Here is a 26,937-nt window from a genome sequence, read left to right as displayed (position 1 = left end):
TTTTTATGCAACTACCTGACCCTATTGCCCACGCCGTCAGCGCACGCTTCACCCAGCGCCCGGCGCTGGAAACCGTGATTCGCGAGCAACTCGCCACGGCCATCGGCGCCACGTACCCCAGCCTCAGCCTGGACCTGCGCCGCACCCGCCTGGCCCGGCCACAACGCCGCGGCTGGCTGCTGCAACCCTTTATGCCGGTGGTCCACGATGCCCTGGCCAGTGGTGCGCCATTGGATTTCAGCGAGGTCAACGGCTCGCCCTGGTACCTTTCGGACGAGCCACCCAAACGCCTGAAACTGCCCGGCCTGACCGAGGAAAAACTCGACATGCAGGTCATCGCGAAGCAGGTCGGCGAACTGCCGCAAACGCTGCCCATCGCCCTGCAGAATGCGCTGGCGGCGTATTGGGACACCGGCCCCTGGCACTGGCTGGCCGGCGTCTTGCGGGACACCCTGCGCATCGGCGCCCTGGGCCAGGCCGGCCTGGACCAACCCGCCAGGGAAACCCTGGAACAATTGATCGACTGCCCTGACCGCGAGGCCCGCCTTGCGCGGCATGGGGTGAATGCGGTGTTTGCCTACGCCCTGCAAGCCACCCTCACCCACGCCGAACGCTCGGTCACACGGATGGGGCCGCAGCTGGCATTGATTCGTGCCGTCAACAGCAAGGTCTCGGTGGTGCTGTGTGACCCGCAGCACACCGCCGAGGTTTTCCCGAGCATGGACGCCCTGATCCAGGCCTGTGGCCAGCGACTGGGCCGCCAGTACCAGGTCGACGACATCCTGATTCAACGCTACGAGCCCGATGGCGATATCTTCGAGCACCAGGCGTCGATGATCCTCGATCGCCAGCTCGAAGACCTCGGCAACCTGCGCCTGCCCACCGGCCAGCCGTTCAGTACCTGGCAGGCGCTGTACGCCGAGATCACCGACCCGGGGCGGTTTTTCCGCGACACGCCAACCGCCCCGCCCCAGACCCTGGACACCCTGCGCCAGCACCTGCCGGCCTGGCTGCGCGACGCCGATGCCGACGACCAGGCCACGTACCGGCGCTACGCCCTCGCCATGGCCGGCGCCAAACGGCGCGCGGCGGGGCGTACGGCCTTCAGCCAGATCGATGACCTGCGCACCTACACCGTCAAGGCGTTGTTGCAGGCCTTGCAGCAGGATGCCGTGACCCTGGGCAGCTCGGCCCTCGCATTGCCTTCCGTCGGCGCCTTGCACCCCGATGACCTGCAACTGACCTTCACCATTGCCGCCGGCTACCCAGGTACGTCAGGGATCATTCGCCATGAACGCATGAGCCTGACCGACCTGGCCATCGACAACTTGTCCAGCCGTCCCAGCGGCAGCGTGACCCTCACCCACCGCCACGGCCTGCCCCTGCCGGCCTGGCTGACCGCCGACTACCTGATGGGAGCCGACGGCCCGGTGGCGCGCGTGGACATCGGCCAGCACTACCCGCGGCTGCTGGAGGCCCACTGGCTGGGGGAAAGCCCCGAGGCACTCCGGCGCGAAACCCTGTTCGCCCAACAACAGGCCGTGCAGTTGCCGTTGCTGGCCCTGGAATTGGCCCTCAAGCAGCAAGCCGGCCTGAGCGCCCGGGGCGCACGCCTGGTGGCGGCACTGATGGAGCCCGAAGCCGCCAACCAGAAGGTCGACCAGCAGCCGGTGGTGATCCGTCACCTGGCCCTGCTGTCGGCACCCGGCGCCCATCCGGACACGGTCAGCGCCATGTACCTGATCGAGCCGCAGGACATCGGCGGCGGCCCCCATGTGTTGTATCGCCCGCTGTACGCCGAGGCGCTGCAGGAATTTGCCAGCCGTGAGGCGCTGCTGGAGGCCATCGCCGAAACCGGGCCGCTGCAGGACAGCGTATTGACCTGGCTGAGTGACAGGGCCCGGCCGATCTACGCCAATGGCGGGTTCCGCGAGCCCCACTCATTGCGCTTTGGCCAGGGCGACGAGTTTGCCCCCTTGCACAGGCCAGCGCCGGCCACCCTGGCCGCCGATGGCATCAATGACGAGTTGCAGCAGTGCCTGGTGACCGGGCGCCTGATGACGTACCTGTACAGTGATCACGCCCGGGCCCTGATCGAACAGGCCAACCGCGAATCGGTGTCCAACAGCGAAAGCCGCTGGCAGGTGCTGCGCGAAGGCAGCAGCCTGTTGTTCGGCAACCTGTTGCTTCCGCTGCTGCGTGGGCCGGCCATGCTGACCGGCTGGCTGTGGGGCCTGATGGCCAGCCTGGGCGAGGACATTCCGGCACTGGCCTCCGAAGACCCGCAAGCGCGCGAACTGGCCAGCGTCGACCTGCTGCTCAACCTGGGGTTGCTGTTGTTCGAAGCCGTGCCCGCGATCACCGCCGCGCCCCCCGCGCTGGCGGCGGGGCTCAAGGACCAAGCGTTGCCCCCGCCCCTGGCCCCGTGGGTCGCCGAGCAGTGGCCGCAACCGCCCCCGCCCGCCATCCGCGAAGGCGCGGTTATCCTGCCCGGTGCGCTGGAGCGGGTGGACAACACCGTACTGGACTTGAGTTTTACCCAGGCTCGCCCGCGCCTGACCACGATCCAGCGCCGCCGCCTGGCCAGCTTCAGCACCCCACGCCCGACGCCCCTGCCCCAACCGGTGTTGAACGGGCCGCGCCGGGGGCTTTACCCCGTCGAAAACCGCTGGCATGCCCTGGTGGACAACCAGTGGCTGCAAGTTGCCCTGGAGCCGGAAGGCGATATCCGCGTGGTGATGCCTGGCGACGCCAGCCTCAACGGCCCGTACTTGCGCAGCGACGGCCACGGGGAGTGGTCGGTAGACACCCGCCTGCGACTGCGTGGCGGCATGCCGCCGAAACGGATTGCCGCCGAACGCCAGCGCCAGGCGCAACGCATCAGCGAACTGAAGAAGAGTTTCGAACAGTTCATCCAGGGCCAGGTGGCCATGCAGGGACGGCTCGACGTGATCCTGGCGGTGATGACCAGAACCGCCGAAGACTCGCGCTTCAGCGAAGCGCAACACGCCGACAGTCGCCAACGATTCGATACCGCACTGCAGGAACAGACCCAGGGCTACCAGCAGCAACTGGACAGCCTGCCGGAACGCAGCAGGCTGGGGATTGCCCTGCCGCCCCGGTCGGTGGCGAGCCTGTTGGAAAATGTCATCAACAACGTGCGCAAACACGTGGTGGTGGCCGAAAAAGACCGCGCGGCGCTCTACCGCAGCCACCCTCACTTCACTACCAAGGGCGGCCGCCTGGCCGAAGCGGTGCTGACCGATTTCCCGGCCTACCGCCAGTTCATTCGCGCAATGATTGCCATCAATGAGCGCTCGGTGCGCTGGCTCGAACTGCGCGATCGCTACCTCGAGCAGCTGTTCAACCTCGGCACTGCCAGCGCGGAAGACTACATTCGCCTGACCGCGGAACGCCCCCAGGAAATCAGCGTGCTGGCCGTCAAGGACCTGCTGATGCGCAACTACGAACTGATGACCCATAAACACCCTGGTCATCCCTTGGTGGAGGTGCTGATCGATATCCTTGAGCCGCTCCAGGAACACTTGCGTACCCAGGCCGACCTGAACGACCTGGAACTGTCGGCAGAGGAACGCGTCAACGTGCTGGAAAGCCTGGTGGAGCACTATGGCCGGGGGCTGGACTCGTTGCAGGGGGTTGGCATCGTCAACGCCGATGAGTTCGATGTCGACTATTTCGCCAAGCTGGTCAAGCTGGTGCAGGCGCTGTACGAGGAGGCCGCCAGTCAGTTGGCCAGCGAAATCAAGCCGCTTGCCCTGCCCGCCCCGCGCCCGAGCCGGCGCAGCCCGACGGCGGTGGGGAGACCGCAGAAAAAGGTCATCCGCACCTCGAAAAAAGGCACCTTTATCGGCGAGGTCAAACCGCTGGGCACGCTGGAAACCGTGGAGGTTCGCTCGGAAGTCACGGGCGAGGTGCTGGGCACCTACTCGCAACGGGGCGAACAATGGATCGAGTTCAAGGAGTCGCCGCCCTCACCTACCGCGCCGGCTCCCCGCAGCCTGAGCCTGGTCAAGGGGGAAGCGCGCAAACTGCTGGGCATGCTGGAAGAGCACCTGAAACGCGGCGATCAATACAAGAAAATCTCCAGGCATCCGGAAGAGGTCCAGGAGGTGCTGCAGTATGAGTCGGTGCGCTACGACAAGTTGGCGACCGAACTGCATCAGGCCATCCAGGCCCAATCGGCCGAGGCCCGCACGCTCGCGGACCAGAACCTGGAGCGTGACATGCGCCAGGCGGCGGCACGCCTGAGCGAGCGCGGCCTAGCCCTGCGTATTCAACTGTGCCTGGAGCTCCCCCCCACCCACGGCAACCTGGAATTCCTGATCGAGCAAAAGCGCGCGAACATGGCGCTGCTGGGCGAACGCATTCAACTGATCGGCGACCGCCGGGACTTTGTCCAGGAATACGCAATCAACGACCAGGGTGGCTACCCCTTGTGGTACGCCCACTTCCACTACCCGGCAGCCGACACGCCCAAGCAGGCCTACACCGCCGCCCACCTGAAGACCCGCGAACAGCGCCGGGTCAGTTACTACTCGCAACTGGCCAGGGCCCAAAGCCCACAGGCCGTGGTGGATGTGCATCGTGGCTTGATCGGCAAGGCGCTGGCGCAGCGCTGGTTCCTGCCGCTGGCCCGCTGACAGGACCGTAGCGAGGGCGCTTGCTCCCGTTGGACTGCGCAGCAGTCCCATTGTTGGGGCCGCTTCGCGGCCCAGCGGGAGCAAGCTCCCTCGCCACCACAGTTCGCTCGCTGCTCTTTAGCCAGGCTCAGTGGGCAAACAACGAGTTACCCTTCTGCCCCGCCAGCTTCTCGGGCTTGATCAGGAAGCGTGCCAGCGCCGGCAGCAGCCACAACGCACCGAACATGTTCCACAGCAGCATGAAGGTCAGCATCAGGCCCATGTCGGCCTGGAACTTGATCGCCGAGAAGATCCAGGTGCACACGCCGATGGCCAGGCACAGGCCGGTAAACAGCACGGCCTTGCCGGTGGACTTGAGCGTCTGGTAATAGGCTTCCTGCAACGGCAAACCGGCACGCAGGAAACTTTCCAGGCGGCTGTAGATGTAGATGCCGTAGTCCACGCCGATCCCCACCCCCAGGGCCACCACCGGCAAGGTCGCGACCTTGACGCCGATGCCCATGAACGCCATCAGCGCGTTGCCCAGCACCGAGGTCAGCACCAGCGGCAGCACGATGCACAGGGTCGCCGCCCAGGAGCGGAAGGTGATCATGCACATGGTCGCCACGCACAGGTACACCAGGATCAGGATGGTCAGCTCCGATTCCTTGATCACCTCGTTGGTGGCCGCCTCGATCCCGGCGTTACCGGCAGCAAGGATGAATTCCAGGCCGTCCTTGTTGTTCTCCTTGGCGAAGTCCTGTACCGCATGCACCGCGCGGTCGAGGGTCTCGGCCTTGTGGTCATTGAGGAACACCAGCACCGGCGCCAGGGAGCAATTGTTGTTGTACAGGCCGTCGGCGCGGGCGATGGAGTTGTTCAACACGTCGGGGTTGCGCGACAGGGTTTCCCATTTCAGGTTGCCCTCGTTCATGCCCTTGATCATCTGCTTGGACACGGTCACCAGCGAGATGGCCGACTGCACGCCCTCGGTGTTCTGCATCTTCCACATCAACTGGTCGATGGGCGCCATGGCTTCATAGCGCGAGCAACCTTCGGCCTTGGTCTTGACCATCACCACCAGCACGTCGGAGCTGGTGGAGTAGTTGCTGATGATGAAGTTGTTGTCCTTGTTGTAGCGCGAGTCCGGGCGCAGCTCCGGCGCGCCCTGGTCGAGGTCGCCGATCTTCAGGTTCTGGCTGTACCAGAGGCCGCCGCCAAAGGCGACCAGCGCGAGCAGGACCGAGACCGGCGCGACTTTGGGGCTGGCGAATTTCGACAGCAGGCGCCAGAACGGATGTTCTCGGTGCGCGTCCTTCTTGCTCCGGGCGATGGCCCGCTTGCTGATACCCGCATAGGAAATCGCCACCGGCAGCAGGATCAGGTTGGTGAACACGATCACCGCCACGCCGATGGACGCGCCGATGGCCAGTTCGCGGATCACGCCGATATCGATAATCAGCAGGGTAATGAAACCCACCGCATCCGCCAGGATCGCGATCATCCCCGGCAGGAACAGTTGCCGGAAGGTGCGCCGCGCGGCCGTCAAGGCGTTGTCCGCCTCGCTGGATTGCAGGGCGATACCGTTGATCTTCTGCACACCGTGGGAAATCCCGATGGCGAAGATCAGGAACGGCACCAGCATCGAGTACGGGTCCAGCCCGAAGCCGAAGAAGTGCATCAGGCCCAGTTGCCAGACCACCGCCACCAGTGTGGTGCTCAACACGGCGATGGTGCTGCGCAGGCAGTTGGTGAACCACAGCAATAGAACCAGGGTGATGACGAAGGCAACGCCGAAGAACAGCACCACCATCACCAGGCCGTCGATCAGGTCGCCGACCTTCTTGGCGAAGCCGACGATGTGGATCTTGACGTTGGGGTTCTGGGCTTCGAACTTGTCGCGGATCTTGTCTTCGAGTTCATGGGAGAACTTGCGGTAATCCAGGGCCAGCAGCTTGCCCTGGTCCTGCGGGTCCGGGTAGGACTCCAGCAGCGGGATGTCGACGATACTCGACTTGAAATCGTTGGCCACCAGCCGTCCGACCTGGCCGGACTTAAGCACGTTATTGCGCAGTTGATCGAGGCTTTGCGTCGAGCCGTTGTAGCTCTGCGGGATCACTTCACCGCCGGCGAAGCCTTCTTCGGTGACTTCGGTCCAGCGTACGCTGGGGCTCCACAGCGATTTAAGGCCCGAGCGGTCGACGCCGGAGATGTAGAACACCTCGTCGTTGATCTGGCGCAGGGTCTCCATGTATTCCTTGGTGAAGATGTCACCGTCCTTGGCCTCCACCGAGATACGCACCGTGTTGCCCAGGTTGGCCAGGTCGTTGCGGTGTTCCATCATCTTTTCGATGAAGGGGTGCTTGAGGGGGATCATCTTTTCAAAGCTGGTGGACGGGCGAATCAACGTCGCCTGCCAGAACAGGAAAATGCTCACCAGCAGGCAGATCACGATGACTGCCGGGCGGTTATTGAAGATCAGGCGCTCAAGAAAGGTCGCTTTATCGTTGTGATGACTGCTCATGCGTTCCCCGCCTTCTTATTGTTTTGTCGGTTCGGCGCCAGTGGGTGTGGCGACGCGAACACCACCCTGCCCGACCAGAATCAAGTTGCCGTTGCCTGCCGCCGTGACGGCCGACAATGAAATACGATCGGGGCGATTGAACACGCTGAAGGTCCGGCCGTCGTCATGGCTGACCACCACGCTGCCGCCGTTGCCGACCACCACCAGCGAACCGTCTTCGAGCAAGGTGGCCCCCGACAGGCCGAACTCCAGGGCCCCGCGTGCGGCATTGAGTTCGACTTGTTCCCAGGTGCTGCCGAAATCCGTGGAGCGGTAAAGATTGCCGCGCAAGCCGTAGGCCAGCAGGGTTTGGGGTTGTGCGGTGCTGATCACGCCAAACAGCGAGCCCTCGTAGGGGCCTTCGAGTTTTTCCCAGGTCTGGCCGTCGTCGCTGGAGCGGAACATGCTGCCCTGCTCGCCGACGATAAACAGGCCGGCGTCCTTGATCCGGGCGATGGCGTTGAGGTGAAACTGGTCTTCATTGTCGAGGCGGTCGCTGACGTCTTCCCAGGTCTTGCCGCCGTCGGTGGTTTCGATCAGCGCCCCATAGGCGCCCACGGCCAGGCCGTGGTGGGCATCGTTGAACCACACGTCGAGCAACGGCGCTTCACGCTTGAGGTCTTGATACTGCTGGGTCCAGGTGGCACCGCCGTCGGTGCTGGCGAGGATTTGCGCATCATGGCCGACTGCCCAGCCCTGCTTGTCATCGACGAAATACACCGCCGTGAGCAGTTGCCGGGTGGGAACCTTGGCTTGGGTCCAGGTGCTGCCCTGGTCATCGGAATAGAGGATGTGCCCACGATCACCGACCGCCACCAGGCGCTTGCCGGCATGCACGACATCGATCATCAGGCCCTTGGCGGCCTTGGGGGATTCAATCGCAAAAGAGCTATCGCTGGCGGCCTGGACAACGGTCGGCAACGCGACAGTCCCAAACAGCGAGAGCGCTGCGGCCAGCAACGCAACCCTGCGTGCGGCGCGTGGGCGGCAAACAACCCAACCCATGACAGGCTCACTCATAGACCTTTCTCCCATTTATTATTGTTAGGTCGTCTCGCCTTCCCGGGCCCTGAAACCTGCAATCTAGAGCGCCTGGAGGAAGCAGGGGCCATCCTATCGGGCTTTCGAATCGTCTGACAATCGGTGCTACGTTATCTTTTGTTAACTGACGGCGTTTGGCCATGCCTGAATAGGCGGGTATCAACCAGGCTGATTAATGAATTTTTATTCCATCTATTGAAATTTAGGAATTTTTATTCCATTAATAGCCTTCCTGAAAACAATAATCCAAAGGACCACGGCTATGCGTGAACTCGGAATCGGCTTGATCGGCACAGGCTTCATGGGCCGCGCCCACGCCCTGGCATTCAACAATGCCCGGACGGTATTTGAACTGCCGGTACACCTCAAGCTGGCCGCCCTGGCCGATGCCGACACCGAGCGCGCCCAGCGCTGCGCCACGGCCTGGGGGTTTGCCCAGGCCCACGGCGACTGGCAGGCGCTGATCGACGACCCCGCCGTGGATGTGGTGGCCATCACCACGCCGAACCACCTGCACTTTCCCATGGCGATGGCGGCCATTGCAGCGGGCAAGGCGGTGTACTGCGAAAAACCCCTGGCGGTCAGCCTGGAGCAGGCCGATGCCATGCGCCAGGCCGCCCGCGAAGCCGGGGTGGTGACGCGGGTCGGCTACAACTACCAGCACAACCCGATGATCGGCCTGGCGCGGCAACTGATTGCCGAGGGTGACCTCGGCGACATCATCAGCTTCCAGGGCGAGTTCAGCGAAGACTTCATGGCCGACCCGGCGTCACCGTGGTCGTGGCGCTGTGAAGTGGGGCATGCCGGTGGCGCCCTGGCGGACCTGGGCAGCCACTTGCTGTCGATGGCGCGTTACCTGGTGGGCGATGTGACCGGCGTGTGTGCCGACACCCAGACCGTCCACGCCCAACGCCCGGCCGTCAAAGGCAGCGCCGAGCAGAAAGCCATCGCCGTGGATGACCAGGTGCACGCCCTGCTGCGCTTCGCCAACGGTGCGCGCGGCACGGTGAGCAGCAGTTGGCTCAAGCACGGTTACAAGAACCACCTGAGTTTCGAGATCAGCGGCACCAAGGGCACCTTGGCGTTCGATCAGGAACGCTTGAATGAACTGCGCCTGTGCCGTGTCGGCCAGGACGGTTTCCAGCGTTTGCTGGCAGGCCCTGCCCTGCCCGGCTACGCGGCGTTCAGCCCGGCTGCGGGGCATCAACTGGGGTACAACGAGCTGAAGACCCTGGAGGTGCAGGAGTTGATCATGGCGCTGGCCGGCCAGGGCGCGGATGGCACCGACTTTGACGCGGCGTGGGAGGTGGAACGGCTGGCGACGGCGATTCGTGTGGCGGCCCGTGAAGAGCGCTGGGTCAACCTAAACTCGCTCTGAAGCGCAATGCAAAACCCTTGTGGGAGGGGCAAGCCCCCTCCCAACTTTCAGATCACCTGCACACCTCTCAATCAGCGGAAGTGAAGCCTGTCGAGCATGTCGGGACGCCTGAGGAGTTCCTTCGCCAGCCAGGCCTGGCGACCGAAGTAGGGATGCCTGGTAACGGTCCAGTTGGCAACTTCATGCAGTTTTTCGAGGCTGAGGTGGATGGGCCACTGCGGGTCCTTGAACAGATCGAAATCACGCATCAGCTCTCGGGCCAACTCTTTGTCATTCTGGTTTTTAAACATCGTGATGTTGAGGTTGTTTCGATCGATCAGGCTATCCAGCCCGCCGGTGATATGGTGACGGTCCATATCGTCGACCAGGTCTCCACGCCTCATCAGTTCCCGTGCCAGGCGGATATTCTGGTCTTTGTCATAATCGCCGGTCAGCGGTTTGCCGGCCATATTCTTCAGGCCGTCCTTGGTGATGATCCCATGGGGTGCCTTGAAGTCATCGAACCTGTCGAGCAGCATGCGTGATAGGTCCGCATTGCTCTTGCTACCAAAACCGTAGCAGGGCTTGCAGGGGAACGGGTCGGGCCTTGGAGGGCGATGGGCGCCAAAGCAGTGACGGACGAACTGCTTGAAATTGCTCATAACCCCCGCCGGCCAATAACCTGCTTTGATCTGCTGTGCACGGTCACGCGCCTCGAAGCCGGCGGTACCCGCGTTCGCGTAAAACGCCGCCGACCGCGGGGTGTCACTCGACTGAAAGCTGATTGAGGCGCTCTTTTGCGGAGTGGCGGACGCATTCGCCGTTGGTTTTGGGGAAGAGCTATTGCCCTGATCCACCTCCGGGTCCAGGCGTGAGGAAGTAACAGGTTTATCAAGAGCAGGCGCCAACATCGTTTGATGTCTCCAGTCCGGTTTGGCCAAAAAGTGTTCACCTGCCTGTCCAGCGTCGCACCAGGACGCAGATACACAGCGATAACGCTGGGTTGCAAGTAGTCCTTATGTGGCAAGCCTGTCCGAATCAGTTCCTGCCTTTCTAGCGCAAGGCTCGACGCAACACTTTGCCCACCGTCGTTTTAGGCAACTCGGTAGTGCGAAACTCCACATACCTGGGCACCTTGTAGCCCGTCAGGTATTCCCGGCAATGGGCGAGGAGCTGTTCCTGGGTCAGGTTCGGGTCCTTGCGCACCACGATGATCTTGACCTTTTCCCCCGTCACGCCGTCTTCCACGCCGATGGCCGCCACTTCGCCGACGCCCGGGTGCAGCGCCACCACGTCTTCGATTTCATTGGGGTACACGTTGAAGCCCGAGACCAGGATCATGTCTTTCTTGCGGTCCACCAGGCGGATATAGCCGCGTTCATCCATCACCCCGATATCACCGGTCGACAACCATCCCTCGGCGTCGAGCACTTCGGCGGTGGCGTCCGGACGTTTCCAGTATCCCTGCATCACCTGCGGGCCGCGCACTTGCAGTTCGCCCTGCTCGCCGATATCGGCCAGCTCGCCGTCTTCACGCATAAACCGTACCCAGGTCGACGGCAGCGGGACGCCGATGCTGCCGGTGAATTCCATTTCGCGCATGCGCGCAATGTCGATCGGGCTGATGCTCACCACCGGCGAGCATTCGGTGAGGCCGTAGCCTTCGATGATCGGCAGGCCGGTGACGTCCTTCCAGCGCTTGGCCACCGCCGTGTGCGTGGCCATGCCGCCGGCGATCACCATGCGCAGGTCGGAGAAGTCCCGGGCGCAGAACTCCTTGTTCTCCAGCAGGCCGTTGAACAGCGTATTGACCCCGGCAATGCCATTGAAGCGCTCCTTGCGCAGGATCATCTGCACCCGCTTCACGTCCCGCGGATTGGCGATGAGGATGTTGCGCCCGCCCAGGCACATGAACATCAGGCAGTTCACCGTCAGGGAAAAGATGTGATACAGCGGCAGCAGGGTGACGTTGGTTTCCTGCTTGTCCTGGTCCAGCTGGTCGCCGACCCAGGCTTTGGCCTGCAACAGGTTGGCGATGATATTGCGATGGCTGAGCATCACGCCCTTGGCATCCCCGGTGGTGCCGCCGGTGTATTGCAGGAAGGCCAGGTCGTCGAGGTGCATGTCCACCGGGAAGTGGTTGAGCGCGCGGCCCTGTTTCAGCACCTGGTTGAAACGCACCGAGCCCCTCAGGTTGAACGCCGGCACCTGCTTTTGCACGCGACGCAGGATGAAGTTCATCGCCGCGCCCTTGAAGCTGCCAAGAAGATCACCGATGGCGGCCACCACCACGCGCTTGACGCGGCTGCCGGCGATGACTTTTTCCAGGGTATGGGCGAAGTTTTCGAAGATCACCACGGTTTCAGCGCCGCTGTCCTTGAGCAAGTGCTTGAGCTCATGGGCGGTGTACAACGGGTTGACGTTGACCACCACCGCACCGGCCAGGATCGTGCCCAGCAGGCAGATCGGGTACTGCAAGCAGTTGGGCATCATCAGCGCCACGCGGTCGCCCTTCTGTACGCCCTGGCCCTGCAGCCAGGCGGCAAACGCAATGCCTTGCACCTGCCAGTCGGCGTAGGTCATTTCGGTGCCGATGCTGACGTAGGCGACCCGCTCGCGAAATTTCTCCAGGTGCTCCAGGAACACCTCGCGCAACGACGGGTAGTCCTCGATACCGGCATCGATGTCCGCCGGGACGCCGGGCAGGTAAGCGTTCAACCAGACCCGTTCGGTATGTTCCAGGCTGATAGCGTTCATGGCAGTCTCCTTATTGTTGTTATTGATGGGGCTACTTTTCGACGATAGCGGTAATGCCCAGCCCGCCCGCCGCGCAGATGGAAATCAGGCCGCGACCGCCGCCCCGCTCGTGAATGGCCTTGGCCAGCGCCGCCAATTGCCGGCCACCGGTGGCGGCAAACGGGTGGCCGCAGCCGAGGGAACCGCCGTTGACGTTCATTTTGGCGCGGTCGATGGCCCCCAGCGGCGCCTCCAGGCCGAGCCGTTCGCGGCAGTAGTCGGCGTCTTCCCAGGCCTTGAGCGTGCACAGCACCTGGGCGGCAAAGGCTTCGTGGATCTCGAAGAAATCGAAGTCGGCGAAACTCAGCCCTTCGCGCTTGAGCATGCGCGGTACGGCGTAGGCCGGCGCCATCAGCAGGCCTTCGCTGCCGTCGACAAAATTCACCGCCGCCGTCTCGCCCGTGCGCAGGTAGGCCAACACCGGCCAGCCATGGGCCACCGCCCACTCTTCGCTGGCCAGCAGCACCACCGAGGCGCCATCCGTCAGTGGCGTGGAGTTGCCCGCCGTGAGGGTACCGTGCTGGCGGTCGTAGGCCGGGGACAGGCCGGCGAGTTTCTCCAGGCTGGCGTCGGCGCGCAGGTTGTTGTCCCGCGCCAGGCCGCGATGGGGGCTGATCAGGTCGTCGAAGAAACCGCGCTGATACGCGGCATCCAGGCGCTGGTGGCTGGTGAGGGCCAACTCGTCCTGGGCCAGGCGCTTGATCTGCCAGCGTTGGGCCATTGCTTCGCAATGTTCGCCCATGGACAAACCGGTACGCGGCTCGCCATTACGCGGCAACAGCGGCTTGAACAACATCGACGGACGCACCTTCAGCAGTGCCTTCACCTTGTCGCCCATGCCCTTGGCGCGGTTGGCCGCGAGCAAGGTGTGGCGCAGGGATTCATTGATGCCGATGGGCGCGTCGGAGGTGGTGTCGGCGCCACCGGCGATGCCCACGTCGATCTGGCCGAGGGCGATCTTATTCGCCACCAGCAAGGCCGCTTCCAGGCCGGTGCCGCAGGCTTGCTGCACATCGTAGGCCGGGGTCTGCGGGGACAAGGTGGTCGACAGCAGCGATTCACGCGCCAGGTTGAAATCCCGCGAATGCTTGATCACCGCGCCGGCGGCAAACTCGCCCAGGCGCTGGCCGTGCAGGTTGTAACGGTCGACCAGGCCTTGCAGCGCCGCCACCAGCAGGTCCTGGTTGCTGTCGTGGGCGTACACCGTGTTGGAACGGGCAAACGGGATGCGGTTGCCGCCGATGATCGCCACGCGGCGGGTCGGGGCCGGGTTGAAGCTGTAGTCACTCATGTAGGGCTCTCATTCCAGACAAATAGCCCGCGCATATGCGGTTTGTCGCCGGCGAAATTGCGCACTTCGAATTCGCGCCGCGGGCCGCTCACGGGGTGTTGCCACAGGGCGACCTGGCCGGGCAGAAAGATCGGCAGCTTGAAGTCGCAATGGGCTTCGGCCTGACCCAGGCCCCCGGGGGGTTGTTGAGCGGCCAATGCGCGGCCGAGGGTCCACATGCCATGGGCGATGGCGCGGCGAAAGCCGAAGAGCCTGGCGCCGATCAGCGAGGTGTGGATCGGGTTGAAATCCCCCGAGACCTTGGCGAAGCGCCGGCCCAGGTCCGCAGGCAGTATCCAGCGCTGGGTGCGTAACAGGCCCTCCTCCTGCAACGCCAGCGCGTCCTCCCATGGCTCGCCGACGGGACCTTTCACCTCGCGGCGCAGGTACAGGCTGTCGCTTTCCCACACCAGGCTGCCGCTGCTGTAGGCACGGGTGGCGATGCTCAGCGCCTGGCCCTTGGCATGGGCCACCCAGCGTTCGCAAAAGACTTCCAGGCGCAGTGCCTGGCCTTCCTGCAGGCGCTGGTGCTGCCGAATGCGGTTGGCCAGGTGCACCATGCCGCTGGCCGGATACGGGAAACTCGGACGGGTCAGCAGCATCAGGTGCAGGGGGAACGCCAGCACATGGGGGTACGACAGCGGCACGCCCTGTTCGCGGCGAAAGCCACAGGCACGGCCGTAAGCCGCTATGTCCGCAGCGGACAATTCCGCCGCCGAGCGCACCAGGCGCTCCCTGGGCAACAGCGGTGCGCCGTCGAGCTTGGGTTTGCGCAGGGCACGTACGCCGTCCAGCAACAGGCGCGCGCGTGATGGCGGTGGGTCGATGATCTGCGTCACGTAGTCCATGGCTCAGGCTCCCAGCAGGCTTTGGCCGCACACGCGCACGACCTGGCCGTTGATCCCGCCCGACGCCGGGTGCGCCAGCCAGGCAATGGTTTCGGCCACATCGATCGGCTGCCCGCCCTGGGACATCGAGTTCATGCGCCGCCCGGCCTCGCGAATCATCAGCGGGATCTTGGCGGTCATCTGGGTCTCGATAAATCCAGGTGCTACCGCATTCACCGTCACCTGTTGCGCCGCCGCACGCGGGGCCAGGCCTTGCACCAGGCCGATCACGCCGGCCTTGGAGGTGGCGTAGTTGCTTTGCCCGAGGTTGCCGGCAATGCCGGAGATCGACGACACGCACACGATACGCCCCCCCGGATTCAGGCCCTGGCTGTCCAACAAGGCGTTGCTCAGCTGCAATGGTGCTTCGAGGTTGACCGCCAGCACGCTGCGCCAGGCCGCTTCAGGCATCTTGGCGATGGTCTTGTCGCGGGTGATCCCGGCGTTGTGCACCACCACATCGAAGGCACCGTATTGGCTGACATGGGCATGCAACTGGGCAGCGGCGTCCGCTGCCGTGATGTCCAACGGCAGCGCCGAACCGTCCACACTCGCGGCCGCCTGTTGCAGCGAGTCCTGGGCCTGGGGCACGTCCACGCAGACCACATGGGCGCCCTCGCGGGCCAGGACCTGGGCGATGGCCAGGCCAATGCCTCGGGAAGCGCCGGTGACCAGCGCGCGTCGGCCGGCGAAGGGTTTGTCCCAATTGACGGCGACCGGCCCATCCACCGGTTTTTCCAGGCGCACCACCTGCCCCGACACATAGGCCGAACGCCGCGACAGGAAGAAACGCAGGCTGCTGTCCAGTGCGTCTTCCGCTCCCGGCGCCACGTACAACAACTGCACGGTGATCGCCCGGCGCAACTCCTTGGCCAATGAACGTACCAGGCCTTCGAGCGCACGCTGGGCGATGGCCTGGGGCAACTCGGTGCAGTGTTCCGGCGCGGTGCCCAGCACCACAACGCGGCCGTGTTGGCCCAGGCGTCTGGCGTTGGCGTGGAAGAACTCATAGAGCTCGTCCAGTTGCTGCAGGCCGGTTATGCCGCTGGCATCGAACACTGCGCCCTGCACCTTGACCGTGGACGGCGCCTTGAGCGTCGCCGGGGTGGCGGTGACCGTGTCGGTGGCGCTGAACACCTGTTGCACCTGCGCAGCCAGGCGCCCTGCCCCGGCGACAATCACCGGATTGGCCAGGCCTGGCTGACCGCTGCGATGGCGCTGCAACGGCACGGGCTGGGGCAAGCCCACCACCTGGGCCAGGCGACGGCCCCAGGGGGAATTGACGAACGATAGGTAGCTGTCACTCATAGATAGATCCACTCACCACACAAACTTGCCGTGTAAACCCGGTCTGTGTGGGAGGGGGCTTGCCCCCGATAGCGGTGTGTCAGACCACAGGATGGGTATAGACAAATCGCTATCGGGGGCAAGCCCCCTCCCACATCAGTTGACCGGGGCGTTTTCACCTTGGGCGGCTCGGCGTTTGGGCGCCGGTTCCAACGCCTGCCTGCGCTGCTGCAACGCCTCCAGCAAACCGAAGTCCTGGGGGAAGTCATCCACCTGGATAGCGTGGTCGGCGTATTCCACATAGCGCGCCAGCAAGGCGTCTTCGTCGTCGCTGATCAGGTCCAGCGCCCGCGCCTTGACGCGCCAGGCGGTAAAGGCCGTGGCGGCAATCGGCATCGGTTCGAGCAGGCCTTGCCTGATGGCCGGCTTGAGCCGGGCGTCGATCAGCTCGACTTGCGGCAGCAGGCGGAAGCCCAACTCGCCGTAGGCCAGCTTGTCGATTTCCGGACGCGGAATGTAGGAATTGGCCAGCAGGCGGTCGCGGGTTTCGCCGGGGATCTGCACCACATCGGCCACCTGGGCCAGCAGCTGATCCGAAGGTTTGCGCAACGCAATACCGAACGGGAACGTCAAGCCACGCAGCACCGCCGCCGCCGCTGTGGAGGGGTAGTTGTCCAGCACTTCGGCAAGGGCTTCATGGGCACGCAGCAATGCGTCCTGTGCCGCCCAATGCACCAGCGGCAGGTCTGCCTGGGGCCGGCCGTCATCCTCGAAGCGCTTGAGCACGCAGGACAGGATGTACAGCTGCGACAGAATATCGCCCAAACGCCCGGTGATACTTTCCTTGCGCTTGAGGGCACCGCCCAGCACGCCCATGGAAATATCCGAGATCAGCGCCAGCACCACCGACAGGCGATTGGCCTGGCGATAGTAGGACGCCAGCGCCGGGTCGGTCTTGGCCGGTACGGAAATCAGGCGCCCGCCGGTCAGGGCATGCACCGCCGCACGTACGGTGTTGGCCAATACAAAGCTCACATGGCCGAACATCGCGCTATCAAAGTCTTCCAGCGCCTGGCGCCGGTCCGGGTTGCGCGCCGCTTCCATTTCGCGGAACACATAGGGATGGCAACGAATCAGGCCCTGGCCAAAGATGATCAGGCAGCGCGTCATGATGTTCGCGCCTTCCACCGTGATGGCGATGGGGCTTTGCTGATAGGCACGGGCCAGGAAGTTATTCGGGCCCATGCAGATGCCCTTGCCGGCAACAATGTCCATGCCGTCGTTGACGATCATCCGCGCGCGTTCGGTGACGTGGTACTTGGCGATGGCCGAGATCACCGAGGGCTTCTCACCGGCATCCAATGAAGCCACCGAGACCTTGCGCACCGCATCGCAGGCATACAGATGCCCGGCCATGCGCGCCAGCGGCGCCTGCACCCCTTCGAACTTGCCGATGGGCAAGCCGAACTGTTTGCGCATCGCCGCGTAGGCCGTGGTACCACGCACCGCGACCTTGCCCAGGCCGACGTTGGCCGACGGCAGGGAAATCGCGCGGCCGGCGGCCAGGCACTCCATCAACATGCGCCAGCCGTTGCCGACCTGTTCGCGGCCACCGATCACCCACTCCAGCGGGATGAACACATCCTTGCCGGTGGTCGGGCCGTTCTGGAATACCGCGTTGAGCGGCCAGTGCCGGCGACCACTGTTTACGCCGGGATGGGAGGTGGGGATCAGGGCACAGGTGATGCCGAGAGAGCCCTTCGGCCCTAGCAATCCGTCCGGATCTTCCGCGCGAAACGCCAGACCGAGCACCGTGGCGATCGGCCCGAGGGTGATATAGCGCTTGTCCCAGGTCACACGAAACCCCAGTACCTCCTGGCCTTCATGGGTGCCTTTACAGACGATGCCCAGATCGGGAATCGCCCCGGCATCGGAGCCGGCGTACGGGCTGGTCAGGGCAAAGCACGGGATGTCTTCGCCCCGGGCCAGGCGTGGCAGGTAGTAATTGCGCTGGGCATCGGTGCCGTAATGCAGCAGCAGTTCGGCCGGGCCCAGGGAGTTGGGCACCATCACCGAAATCGCCGCCGCCGAGCAGCGCGTCGACAGTTTCATCACCACTTGGGAATGGGCATAGTGGGAGAAGCCTTTGCCGCCGTACTGCTTGGGAATGATCATGCCAAGGAAGCCGGCGTCCTTGGTGTACTGCCAGCCTTCGGGGGACATGTCCTGCCAGACCTGGGTGGTTTCCCAGTCGTTGGCGATGTCGCACAGGGTTTCCACTTCATTGTCGAGAAAGGCTTGCTCCTCGGCGCTGAGGCTCGCCGGGGCCGCTTGCAGCAGGCGCTGCCAGTCGGGCTTGCCGCTGAACAGCTCGGCGTCCCACCACACGGTGCCGGACTCGATGGCGGCGCGTTCGGTGTCGGACATCGCCGGCATGATCGTGCGAAACAGATTGAGGGCCTTGCCGGTCAACAGCGCGCGGCGCAGCGGTTTGAGGCTCATCAACAACGCCGGCAATACCACCAGCACGGCCGCGACGGTGGCGCCGAAAGCCGCCACCCCATTGAACAGGTAACCCGCTGTCAGCCAGATCAGGCCAGCGCCCAGCCACAGGGTGGCGGCAGCTTGTCGATACGCCAGGGCAATCGCGGCTGCGACACCCACCAATAACCAGATAACCATGGGGATACCTCTACTCGATTCAGGGCGTGGTTTACGTGCGAAAGGTCGGATCGACCTGCGGCGTAAAGCCACACTACAAACTTGGAAAGACAAATTCAAATTTTGTTTTGAAATTTTTATTTAATGCCTGGGCGAAAAAATAGCGGCTGAATGAATCAGCCTGGAATGCCAATACTCAAGGAACTGTTGACGTGGAATGAGGGTGAAGGCATCAAGATGCGCCTGGTGCCTTTTCCATCACCCTCTATGAAATATCAGAACGCGTAGGTGGCCGACACGCTCACCACATCGCCCGACGACTCCGCCTTGCCATTCAGGCTTGCGCCACCCAGGCGATCGACGTTTTGAGTCTTGAGCTTGACCTCTTGCACGAACTGGTGGGAATAGGCCAAGTCAAGACTGAGGCCCTTGATTGCTTTCACATCGTAACCAGCCCCCAACGACAGGAATGTACGGTCGCCATCCGGGATTCGTGGGTCGCGGGTCGAATTGCGTGTAGGTGTCTGGTCAAGGGCTACACCTGCACGCAAGGTCAACTCATCGGTCAAGCGGTAGTCACCGCCGAGGGAGTACATCCAGGTGTTCTTGTAGTTGTAGGGAATGGACACAATGGTGGTGCCACCGGACTCGAGCGTCAGGTCTTTGAAAGAGGACCACTCAGTCCAGGTCACACTGGCCCCCATCGTGAAGCGATCGTTGAACTGGTGCACCCAGTCCAGGCCGGCCGTGGCAGGAATGTCCAGTTGGACACTGGCATGGGCGCCGTCCGGTGCCAGCTCTAACCCTGGATAAGCGGTATTCACCAACGTACCGCTACCGCCAAACGGACTTGGCTGGGTCATCAGGTTGTAGGAAAACTGATCGGCGTAAATATTGTATTTGCCGGTCATCTTGTTCTTGATCTTGGCGTGGTAATTCAAGCCAAGGGTGTCTCGCTCCGTGGGTTTCCAAACAATGCCGGTAAACCAGCCCGCTGAAATGTTGTCGACCTTCACACGCATCAAGGCATTGCCGACATCAGATGGAAAATTGATCCCGCCCAGCACGGAATCGGACACCGCGGCGGCAGACAACAAGTCCACGTTTTGGCTGACGAAGCCCTTGCTGTGTTGCACGATCACGCCACCGCCGATAGAAAATTGATCATTCACCTTAAAGGACAGGGATCCGGTCAATCCTACGGTTTCAATTTTGGTGTCCACTGCAAAGTCGCGCAGTTTCGAGTCCTGATCCCAAGTGGAGCGCATACCTTGCGGCACAACCTGGCTCAGGCCGAAAGCAAACCGATCCCCCAGGGGCATGACCATGAAACCGGTTGGCAACCAGGCAGTGAACCCGCCTTGACCGCCGTCGTTGCTATTCACCGTGGTCGCTGCGACGTCGGGAAAACCATTGGCGTCCAAGGGCGTATTGGAAATCGGGTTGCCTGCATAATCAGAGGCGTCACCTTTGTATTTGATCTTGATGCGGGCGTAGTCGACGGTAAATTGCGCCACGTTGTGTTCGACAAACGCCATGGCCGCCGGGTTGTTGTATGCGGAACTGGGATCGTTCTTGAACAACGAGCCACCGGCAAATGCCCGGCCCCAACCGGGTGCACCGTAGGTCGGAGTTGAAAAACCGCCGGCCTGTGCAGGCGCGTTCACCATCGCCCCGCCTATCAGTGCCAGCCCCAGCAAAACCTGCACGTGTTGTTTCTTATTATTCATGCGGCACTCCTTATTGTTATTTCTCTGAGCCGGCCCCACCGGTTCGTTTTGCTTCCGGCAGTTCACAAACTGGCGCCCGATCGAGGCGCCAGTCTTTCAACAGGTGATCAGCCCGGTGTGTCAGTTACCCATCAAGGCACGATGGTAAATGTCGGGCTTGGGGTAACGCTGAGGCTCACCACGGTGCAGCTGCCGCTCAAGGTCTGGTTGGAGGCGGTCAGCACACCCCCGCTGTAGCCCACGGTGATGGTGGATGGACCGCAATTGGACGCCGGATACAGAACCGACGCGGCGATGGTGTAACCAACGTTGCTGACCGAGCCCGCAGCGGCACCGGTGGCGGTCAAGGTCCATGGCAGACCGGTGATTTTCGGCAGCGCACAAAGACCACCGCCGGTCACCGCCACACCGGTGATTTTTGCCACACCGCTGGCATCGACGTTCCCGGTAAAAGTTGCGCCGCAGTTAACAGTGGCCTGGAACGAGGATGGCGACTTCACCGAAATGGTGCCTGGCGCAGTGAAGCTCGAGTTCACCGGGGTGATGCTATAGGCATTGGCCATCGAAGCAGCACCCATGCAAACAGCCAAAGCAGACAACGATACGAGGGTTTTCAAGCTTTTCATTGTTTTTCCTCACATGTTATGGCGAGTCATTTCGCCAGGGGGTAATGGCCATGAACGAGAGGTCACGGTGAAACTGCAGAACTTCCCTTTCCAGCCAAATTTCAATTCAATTACCGCAGCACGCTATTCAACAACTTTGAAGTTCGGCGGCATCTTGATCGACACCGTCTTGATCTTGCAGTCTTCGCCAATCGGTACATTGGCGGCTTCCAACTTGCCGGTGGCGTTATCCCAGGTGCCATCGGCGGTAGAAGGCCCGCACTTGCCGCCCAGGCCGAAGGCGTGAACATCCACACTGATCTTCGACATGGAACCGCTCCTGGTATCTTTGGCGACCAGGATCCACGGCAAGTTGATGGCTTCGACGCGACTGCACTTGAGGCCGCCGTCGAATTCGACTTTGTCGACATTGACCGAGGAACCGTCCGCAGCGACCTTGCCGGCCACCTTGATGGTGCAATCGGCGCTGATCAGCGCGCCTTTGGAGAAGCTGATCGGGCCCTGGGCGGTAAAGGCGCTGCCCGCCGGTTCGATACGCGCGGCCTGGGCCTGGTGATAGGCGATCAGGCCCAGCACGGCCAATACGATATGGGTGGTGAACTTGGCAGGTGTTTGCATGGTGTATGTCCTTCCCTTTAATTATTGTTGTTCGGGTCAAAGCACTTTCTCGGGGCGATAAAATCCTGCGCGGCAATCAGGCCCCGAGTACACGACAACACTAAGTGTTACTTCAGATCAAAACGGCTTGGCACTGCCGCTGTACTTCTCCAGGTACTTCAAACGCTGTGAAGGTTGAAGATTGGTCAGGGTGATATTCCCGGCATAATGATTAAGGACTCGATGATCCATGCGCCGCCGCCACAAGTACGGTACATAGGCCCAGACAATCATGCTCGCGTAACCATAAGGCAGTTGCGGCGACTCATCGAAGTGGCGCAACGACTGATAACTGCGCGTCGGGTTGGCGTGGTGATCGGAGTGCCGCTGCAGTTGGAACAGAAAGATATTGGTGACAATCCGATTACTGTTCCAGGAGTGCCGAGGCGAACACCGTTCATAACGACCGTTGGGCAACTTCTGGCGTTTAAGGCCGTAGTGCTCCACATAGTTCACCACTTCCAGCAACGAGAAGCCGTAGATGCCCTGGATAACCAGGAACGGAATCACCGCAGCCCCCAGCCAGGCAATCATCGCGCCCCACAACACCACGCTGTACATCCAGGCACTGAGCACAGCGTTTTTCCAATGCCAGGCCGGCAGGCCGAGTTTGCGCAGGCGCTCGCGCTCCAGGTTCCAGGCCGAGTGTGCGCTGAACCACACCGAGCGCGGCAGGAAGGCCCAGAAACTTTCACCCAGCCGCGAGCTGGCCGGGTCTTCCGGCGTGGCGACGCGCACGTGATGGCCACGGTTGTGCTCGGTGTAGAAGTGCCCATAGAAGGTCGGCGCCAGGGTGACCTTGGCGAGGAACACTTCCAGGGCATTAGGCTTGTGCCCCAGTTCATGGGCCGTGTTGATCGCGATACCGGTGGCGGCGCCGGTCGACATGGCCATGCCCAGGTAGGTAAACCAGCTTGGTTGGCCATGCAGTTGCGCACGCTCAGTGATGTAACCGGCGGCGTGGGCCAGCCAGCTGGAAGGCTCAAGGTTGGCGGTGGCGTGCAGCAGGCCGCCCCGGATGATCCAGTCGATGCCGCCGGCGGCCAGCCATCCGGTAATCACCACCGACGCGATGACGAACAGCACACCGGTGTAGACGATCCAGCGGTAGTAGCGTTGGGATTCCAGGTGGTTGACGGCGGATTCGGGCGGGTTGCTGATGTCTTCGCCGAGCAGCCCGTCGATCAGGGGGATCAGGCCAAAGATCACCAGTACACCGACCCACCACAGTTGCTGGATGCCAGTGGCAATGGCGAGGGCGCCGGACAACAGAGGAGTAGCCAATGGCAGGATGCCCAGCCACCACAGGTGGCGCTTGCCGTCGGTCCAAATGCTTGGCGCTGCCAGAGTCCGGTTCATGGCAGCCTCCTTGGCAGGCAGGCGGAAAACAGGTTCAGGGAGCGCTGGGTGCTCCGGGAAATCAACCATGCGATAAAAGACGTTTTTTTCATTTTTATTCGCTCTTAGGCATTTCAAAAATCATTTCAAAATAAATATTGAAATATTTTTTTAAATAAATAGCGCGGAATCGTTAGGTCGTCAACTACTTTTTCGAGGCCTTTTTTACGTGACTGGACAGTCTGTTTTTCAGCTGTTTGGTCAGGTCTCTAGGGCAGGCATTTGCGACGTTCGACCCGACAATGAGGGCCACGATTATTTGTTCGCCAAGGCAAAGGGCGGATGCAGGACCGTGGCCGTTTCCACCGGGCGCACGCGCTTGGCCACGTGCAGCACGGCCTCGACCACCCGCGCCGTGGCGGTGATCGGCAGCATGTGGCCACGCCCTTCCACCACTTGCAGCTTGAGGCCGGGCACTTTATCGGCGAGGGCCTGGCCATGCCGGCGAAAGTCCAGCACCTTGTCCCGCGTGCCATAGATCAGGCCGATGGGCAGGGTCAGTTGGGGGTAGCGCTTGACCATCCCGGGCAGGCAGTCGTTGACCAGCGCAATCTCGCTGGAGGCAGCGTAAAAGTTGTCGGGGCGCATCCCCAGCAAGCCGCCGCCCCGGGTGGCGAAGTCCTCGGGAGCGGCGTCCGGCGCAAACACGCCCTTGACCACCGAACGTCGAGTCAACAGGCCCATGGGCACGGTGAGGGTATTGGCCACAAAGCGTCGCAACCAGGCCGGTCGCACCGCCAGCGACCAGAACACCAGCGGCAACCTGGGTTGGGGATGGGTCAACGGTGCCACCAACACCAGGCCCGATACAGCCTGAGGATGATCGAGGGCCAGGGCCAGGGAAATCGCGCCGCCGAGGGAATGCCCGAGCACCAGGGGTTTGTCCAGGCCAAGCTGGTTGATGAAGGCCGCGACTTGCCGCGCCTGGGCCGGCAAGTCCGCAGCGGTACCTTTATGCCGCGTGGAATACCCTGACCCGGGACGGTCGAGGGTGATCACCCGAAAGTGCTCACGCAGCTGGCCGGACAAGGCATAGGTCAGGTTGCGACTGCTGCCCATCAGCCCGTGAATCATCACCAGCGGTGGGCCCTTGCCCTCTTCCACATAATGAAAGCGCTCGCCATCCACCTCCACGAAGCGCCCGTTGATTGGAACAGCGGCTTCGATGCGCCGTGTCATCCAGGCGCTGAAACCCCATAGCACCGCACTTGCCCCCACCAGCACACCTGCAGCAGTCACCCATTGCACAGCCATAGCTCGTCCTCGGCTTCCCTGTGACCGGCGACCTGACCGGAATTGATCAAGGCCTCGGCCAACGTCCACACCCTGGACCTGAACGGCGTGCGTACCACGCTCGTCCGTCGGACAAGTCGCACATAAGGCACAAGGTCCTAGCGTAGGCGCTATTTTCAGGTAGATTATTTAAAATCTTTTTTAAAATAATTAATTCAATTTTTCTTTGCAATGGTGTTCTATCTAAAAGACACAACAAAAAACAGGAGCACATCCGATGCCCATGAAGGACCGCCTATGAATGCCCACAGTGATTCCATCGACATCGCCATCATCGGTTCGGGTTTTGCCGGCCTGTGCATGGCCATCAAACTCAAGGAAGCGGGGTTCACCGACTTCTTTATCGCCGAGCAGGCCGACACCCTCGGCGGCACCTGGCGGGACAACCGTTACCCAGGTTGCGCCTGCGATGTGCAGTCCCACGTGTATTCGTTTTCCTTTGCACCCAACCCGGACTGGACTCGACAGTTCGCGCCGCAAGCGGAAATCCGCGCCTACCTGGAACACTGCGCGGTGCGCTTCGGATTGGCGCCCTACCTGCGTTTCGGCATGGGCCTGAAGCGCGCGGTGTTCGATGAACAGCTACAACGCTGGCAGTTGAGTTTCAGCGATGGCCGCCACGTCAGTGCGCGGGTGCTGGTGTCGGGCATGGGCGCCCTGGCACGCCCGGCGCTGCCGGAGATTCCGGGGCTGGACACCTTCAAGGGCAAGCGCTTCCACTCCCAGCAGTGGGATCACGCATACGCCTTGAAGGGCAAGCGCGTGGCGGTGATCGGCACGGGGGCCAGTGCCATCCAGTTCGTGCCGCAGATTGCGCCGCAGGTGGCGCACCTGGATCTGTTCCAACGCACGCCACCGTGGATCATGCCCAAGCCCGACCGCGGGATTTCAGCGTTCGAACGCTGGCTGTTCAGGCACCTGCCTGTTACCCAGCGTCTGGTGCGTGGCGCCTTCTACTGGGCACTGGAAGGCCGCGTGCTGGGCTTTGCGCTGCACCCACGGCTGATGAAAATGGTGCAGAAAGTCGCCCTGCGCCACCTTCGCAAACAAGTGGCGCGCCCTTCCCTGCGCAAGGCCCTGACGCCGGACTACACCATCGGCTGCAAGCGTGTGCTGATCTCCAATGACTACTACCCGGCGCTGTCGCGCAGCAATGTCGAGGTGGTGACCGACAAAATCCTGCGCATCGAAGCCGACGGTGTGATCACCGCCGACGGTATCAAGCACCCGGCCGACTGCCTGATTTTCGGCACCGGCTTCCAGGCCACCGACCCGCTGCCCCGGGGCTGCATCATCGGTCGCGACGGTGTGGACCTGATGGACACCTGGCGCGACGGTGCACACGCCTATAAGGGCACCACGGTGCCGGGCTATCCCAACCTGTTTCTGATCATCGGGCCGAACACCGGCCTGGGCCATAACTCGATGATCCTGATGATCGAGGCACAGGTGACCTACATCCTCGACGCGCTCAGGCAGATGCAGCGCCATCGCATCGCCACGGTGGACGTCAAACCGATGGTGGAACAGGCCTACAACCGTCAATTGCAAGACCAACTCAAGCGCACCATCTGGAACACCGGCGGTTGCCAGAGCTGGTACCTCGACCCGCGTACCGGCAAGAACACCACCCTGTGGCCCGCTTCGACATGGCGCTTCAAGCGGGTCACCCGGCAGTTCGCACTCAAGGACTATGCGGTCGACCTGTTGCCCCTCACTGTTCCCACCCGCCCGGCCACGGCGCCCCACTCCACCGCAGAAGGCAGTTTCTCATGAAGTCATTCAACGGCCGCGTGGCGGCGATTACCGGCGCGGCATCCGGCATGGGCCGCGCATTGGCCCTGGCACTCGCGCGCGAAGGTTGCCACCTGGCACTGGCGGACAAAAACGCCCAGGGCCTGGAGCAGACCCTGGCACTGATCAAGACCTCAACCCTGGCGCCGGTGACGATTACCACCCAGGTGCTGGATGTGTCCGACCGCCAGGCCATGGAGGCTTGGGCGGCGCGCTGCGTGGCCGAGCATGGCCAGGTCAACCTGGTGTTCAACAACGCCGGCGTGGCCCTGTCGAGTACGGTCGAAGGCGTGGACTACGCCGACCTGGAGTGGATCGTCGGCATCAACTTCTGGGGTGTGGTCCACGGCACCAAGGCGTTCCTGCCGTACCTCAAGGCCAGTGGCGACGGCCATGTGATCAACACGTCCAGCGTGTTCGGCCTGTTTGCCCAGCCCGGCATGAGCGGTTACAACGCGACCAAATTCGCCGTGCGCGGCTTTACCGAAGCCCTGCGCCAGGAGCTGGACCTGCAACGCTGCGGCGTCTCGGCCACCTGCGTGCACCCCGGCGGCATCCGCACCGATATCTGCCGCAGCAGCCGCATCGACGCGAACATGACCGGCTTCCTGATCCACAGCGAACAGCAGGCCCGCGCCGACTTCGAAAAACTCTTCATCACCGATGCCGACCAGGCCGCCAAGGTGATCCTGCAAGGCGTGCGCAACAACAAGCGTCGCGTGCTGATTGGCCGCGACGCGTATTTCCTCGACCTGCTCGCCCGTTGCCTGCCGGCGGCCTATCAAGCGCTGGTGGTGCTGGCCAGCAAGCGCATGGCCCCCAAGCAACGCAGGCCAGTGTTTGAAACCAACGACGAGCCCCGTCTCTGAACAGGAGC

The 26,937-nt window shown here is 62.6% G+C and carries 17 protein-coding genes; 4 read left to right on the top strand and 13 right to left on the bottom strand.

The window, feature by feature from the left end; all coding sequences use genetic code 11:
• Window positions 1–5 precede the first annotated feature (5 nt).
• On the top strand, window positions 6–4,661 hold the full coding sequence (locus tag C8K58_RS02320) for a hypothetical protein (RefSeq protein WP_108572880.1): 4,656 nt from the start codon (window positions 6–8) through the stop codon (window positions 4,659–4,661).
• Window positions 4,662–4,788: 127 nt separating this feature from the next.
• Here C8K58_RS02320 and C8K58_RS02315 read toward each other — a convergent pair whose 3' ends face one another.
• Both C8K58_RS02315 and C8K58_RS02310 read right to left on the bottom strand, forming a co-directional pair.
• Complete coding sequence (locus C8K58_RS02315; protein WP_027608582.1) at window positions 4,789–7,164, bottom strand: RND family transporter; 2,376 nt, start codon at window positions 7,162–7,164, stop codon at window positions 4,789–4,791.
• 15 nt (window positions 7,165–7,179) lie between these two features.
• Complete coding sequence (locus C8K58_RS02310) at window positions 7,180–8,208, bottom strand: YCF48-related protein (protein ID WP_178087829.1); 1,029 nt, start codon at window positions 8,206–8,208, stop codon at window positions 7,180–7,182.
• 298 nt (window positions 8,209–8,506) lie between these two features.
• On the opposite strand from C8K58_RS02310, the gene C8K58_RS02305 reads away from it, so the two are divergent.
• Window positions 8,507–9,622 (top strand): Gfo/Idh/MocA family protein, encoded by a 1,116-nt coding sequence (locus tag C8K58_RS02305; protein ID WP_108572876.1) that lies wholly within the window; start codon window positions 8,507–8,509, stop codon window positions 9,620–9,622.
• Between the two features lie 71 nt (window positions 9,623–9,693).
• Here C8K58_RS02305 and C8K58_RS32205 read toward each other — a convergent pair whose 3' ends face one another.
• The 11 genes from C8K58_RS32205 to C8K58_RS02250 all read right to left on the bottom strand — a co-directional run bounded on the left by C8K58_RS32205 (window position 9,694) and on the right by C8K58_RS02250 (window position 24,227).
• Window positions 9,694–10,512 (bottom strand): hypothetical protein, encoded by an 819-nt coding sequence (locus C8K58_RS32205; RefSeq protein ID WP_133822097.1) that lies wholly within the window; start codon window positions 10,510–10,512, stop codon window positions 9,694–9,696.
• Between the two features lie 142 nt (window positions 10,513–10,654).
• Window positions 10,655–12,358, bottom strand: a complete 1,704-nt coding sequence (locus C8K58_RS02295) for an AMP-binding protein (protein WP_108572874.1) — start codon at window positions 12,356–12,358, stop codon at window positions 10,655–10,657.
• A gap of 31 nt (window positions 12,359–12,389) precedes the next feature.
• Complete coding sequence (locus C8K58_RS02290; protein WP_027608586.1) at window positions 12,390–13,688, bottom strand: acetyl-CoA C-acetyltransferase; 1,299 nt, start codon at window positions 13,686–13,688, stop codon at window positions 12,390–12,392.
• Complete coding sequence (locus C8K58_RS02285) at window positions 13,685–14,575, bottom strand: MaoC/PaaZ C-terminal domain-containing protein (protein ID WP_108572872.1); 891 nt, start codon at window positions 14,573–14,575, stop codon at window positions 13,685–13,687. The genes C8K58_RS02290 and C8K58_RS02285 overlap by 4 nt, the downstream gene beginning before the upstream one ends.
• A gap of 3 nt (window positions 14,576–14,578) precedes the next feature.
• Window positions 14,579–15,922, bottom strand: coding sequence for a 3-oxoacyl-ACP reductase (locus C8K58_RS02280; protein WP_108572871.1), 1,344 nt, complete (start codon window positions 15,920–15,922; stop codon window positions 14,579–14,581).
• Window positions 15,923–16,057: 135 nt separating this feature from the next.
• Entirely contained in the window at window positions 16,058–18,583 is a 2,526-nt protein-coding gene (locus tag C8K58_RS02275) for an acyl-CoA dehydrogenase (RefSeq protein ID WP_108572869.1), read from the bottom strand.
• 254 nt (window positions 18,584–18,837) lie between these two features.
• Window positions 18,838–20,292, bottom strand: coding sequence for an outer membrane protein transport protein (locus C8K58_RS02270; RefSeq protein ID WP_027608590.1), 1,455 nt, complete (start codon window positions 20,290–20,292; stop codon window positions 18,838–18,840).
• Window positions 20,293–20,423: 131 nt separating this feature from the next.
• Window positions 20,424–20,918: an alkane oxidation protein activator PraB gene (praB, locus tag C8K58_RS02265; RefSeq protein WP_027608591.1), complete on the bottom strand. Its 495-nt coding sequence runs from the start codon at window positions 20,916–20,918 to the stop codon at window positions 20,424–20,426.
• Window positions 20,919–21,041: 123 nt separating this feature from the next.
• The gene (gene praA / locus C8K58_RS02260) at window positions 21,042–21,536 is read right to left on the bottom strand and encodes an alkane oxidation protein activator PraA (RefSeq protein ID WP_027608592.1); all 495 of its coding nucleotides are present in this window, start codon (window positions 21,534–21,536) and stop codon (window positions 21,042–21,044) included.
• Window positions 21,537–21,653: 117 nt separating this feature from the next.
• Window positions 21,654–22,934 (bottom strand): alkane 1-monooxygenase, encoded by a 1,281-nt coding sequence (locus C8K58_RS02255; protein ID WP_108572866.1) that lies wholly within the window; start codon window positions 22,932–22,934, stop codon window positions 21,654–21,656.
• 294 nt (window positions 22,935–23,228) lie between these two features.
• Window positions 23,229–24,227, bottom strand: a complete 999-nt coding sequence (locus C8K58_RS02250) for an alpha/beta fold hydrolase (protein WP_092356797.1) — start codon at window positions 24,225–24,227, stop codon at window positions 23,229–23,231.
• A 276-nt stretch (window positions 24,228–24,503) separates the two neighbouring features.
• On the opposite strand from C8K58_RS02250, the gene C8K58_RS02245 reads away from it, so the two are divergent.
• Both C8K58_RS02245 and C8K58_RS02240 read left to right on the top strand, forming a co-directional pair.
• Window positions 24,504–26,042 (top strand): NAD(P)/FAD-dependent oxidoreductase, encoded by a 1,539-nt coding sequence (locus tag C8K58_RS02245; RefSeq protein ID WP_108572864.1) that lies wholly within the window; start codon window positions 24,504–24,506, stop codon window positions 26,040–26,042.
• Window positions 26,039–26,929, top strand: coding sequence for an SDR family oxidoreductase (locus C8K58_RS02240; protein WP_098479302.1), 891 nt, complete (start codon window positions 26,039–26,041; stop codon window positions 26,927–26,929). The genes C8K58_RS02245 and C8K58_RS02240 overlap by 4 nt, the downstream gene beginning before the upstream one ends.
• Window positions 26,930–26,937: the final 8 nt, after the last annotated feature.

It is taken from the genome of Pseudomonas sp. GV047, assembly GCF_003058245.1.
Classification (GTDB): Bacteria; Pseudomonadota; Gammaproteobacteria; order Pseudomonadales; family Pseudomonadaceae; genus Aquipseudomonas; species Aquipseudomonas marginalis.
The sequence above is the reverse complement of the archived record's forward strand: the minus strand, read 5'-3'. Positions and strand labels throughout refer to the sequence as shown.

Bases quoted from the DNA above. Each gene is read 5' to 3' on its own strand.
- C8K58_RS02320 (WP_108572880.1), top strand. From the start codon at position 6: ATGCAACTACCTGACCCTATTGCCCACGCCGTCAGCGCACGCTTCACC.
- C8K58_RS02315 (WP_027608582.1), bottom strand. From the start codon at position 7,164: ATGAGCAGTCATCACAACGATAAAGCGACCTTTCTTGAGCGCCTGATC.
- C8K58_RS02310 (WP_178087829.1), bottom strand. From the start codon at position 8,208: ATGGGTTGGGTTGTTTGCCGCCCACGCGCCGCACGCAGGGTTGCGTTG.
- C8K58_RS02305 (WP_108572876.1), top strand. From the start codon at position 8,507: ATGCGTGAACTCGGAATCGGCTTGATCGGCACAGGCTTCATGGGCCGC.
- C8K58_RS32205 (WP_133822097.1), bottom strand. From the start codon at position 10,512: ATGTTGGCGCCTGCTCTTGATAAACCTGTTACTTCCTCACGCCTGGAC.
- C8K58_RS02295 (WP_108572874.1), bottom strand. From the start codon at position 12,358: ATGAACGCTATCAGCCTGGAACATACCGAACGGGTCTGGTTGAACGCT.
- C8K58_RS02290 (WP_027608586.1), bottom strand. From the start codon at position 13,688: ATGAGTGACTACAGCTTCAACCCGGCCCCGACCCGCCGCGTGGCGATC.
- C8K58_RS02285 (WP_108572872.1), bottom strand. From the start codon at position 14,575: ATGGACTACGTGACGCAGATCATCGACCCACCGCCATCACGCGCGCGC.
- C8K58_RS02280 (WP_108572871.1), bottom strand. From the start codon at position 15,922: ATGAGTGACAGCTACCTATCGTTCGTCAATTCCCCCTGGGGCCGTCGC.
- C8K58_RS02275 (WP_108572869.1), bottom strand. From the start codon at position 18,583: ATGGTTATCTGGTTATTGGTGGGTGTCGCAGCCGCGATTGCCCTGGCG.
- C8K58_RS02270 (WP_027608590.1), bottom strand. From the start codon at position 20,292: ATGAATAATAAGAAACAACACGTGCAGGTTTTGCTGGGGCTGGCACTG.
- praB (WP_027608591.1), bottom strand. From the start codon at position 20,918: ATGAAAAGCTTGAAAACCCTCGTATCGTTGTCTGCTTTGGCTGTTTGC.
- praA (WP_027608592.1), bottom strand. From the start codon at position 21,536: ATGCAAACACCTGCCAAGTTCACCACCCATATCGTATTGGCCGTGCTG.
- C8K58_RS02255 (WP_108572866.1), bottom strand. From the start codon at position 22,934: ATGAACCGGACTCTGGCAGCGCCAAGCATTTGGACCGACGGCAAGCGC.
- C8K58_RS02250 (WP_092356797.1), bottom strand. From the start codon at position 24,227: ATGGCTGTGCAATGGGTGACTGCTGCAGGTGTGCTGGTGGGGGCAAGT.
- C8K58_RS02245 (WP_108572864.1), top strand. From the start codon at position 24,504: ATGAATGCCCACAGTGATTCCATCGACATCGCCATCATCGGTTCGGGT.
- C8K58_RS02240 (WP_098479302.1), top strand. From the start codon at position 26,039: ATGAAGTCATTCAACGGCCGCGTGGCGGCGATTACCGGCGCGGCATCC.